The sequence below is a fragment of the Alcanivorax sp. HI0044 genome (assembly GCF_001634945.1).
Genome location: NZ_LWEZ01000882.1, coordinates 1 through 580 on the forward strand (window position 1 = coordinate 1; position 580 = coordinate 580).

The following is a 580-nucleotide window of genomic DNA, read 5'->3' on the forward strand; positions in this document are numbered from 1 at the left end:
CTCGATGTGGAGCTGCCGGACTTTCCGCGCATGCCGTTCTCTGAAGCCATGCAGCGTTTTGGTTCCGACAAGCCGGACCTGCGTATTCCGCTGGAGCTGATCGACATCGCCGATCTGCTGGCCGGTGTGGACTTCAAGGTATTCTCCGGCCCGGCCAACGATCCGAAAGGCCGGGTGGCGGCCATGAGAGTGCCGGGGGGGTGTTCCTTGTCGCGCAAGGATATCGACGGTTACACCAAGTTCGTCAGCATCTATGGTGCCAAGGGCCTGGCTTACATCAAGGTCAATGATCTGGCGTCTGGCGCAGAAGGCCTGCAGTCGCCGATCCTGAAATTCCTCACCGACGATGCCATCAAGGGCATTCTTGAGCGCACCGGCGCCGAGACCGGCGACCTGATCTTCTTCGGTGCCGACAAGGCCAAGATCGTCAACGAGGCCCTGGGCGCTCTGCGCGTTAAAGTGGGTCACGACCTGAACCTGGTTGAAGGCGAGTGGGCACCGTTGTGGGTAGTGGACTTCCCCATGTTCGAGGAAGACGAAGGGCAGTACCACGCCCTGCATCACCCCTTCACCATGCCCA

General features: G+C 60.5%; 1 protein-coding gene. It reads left to right on the top strand.

Annotated elements, in window-relative coordinates; translation table 11 throughout:
• Positions 1-580: GAD domain-containing protein (locus A3730_RS10485; RefSeq protein ID WP_304439487.1), on the top strand; the 580-nt coding region annotated here is incomplete at both ends.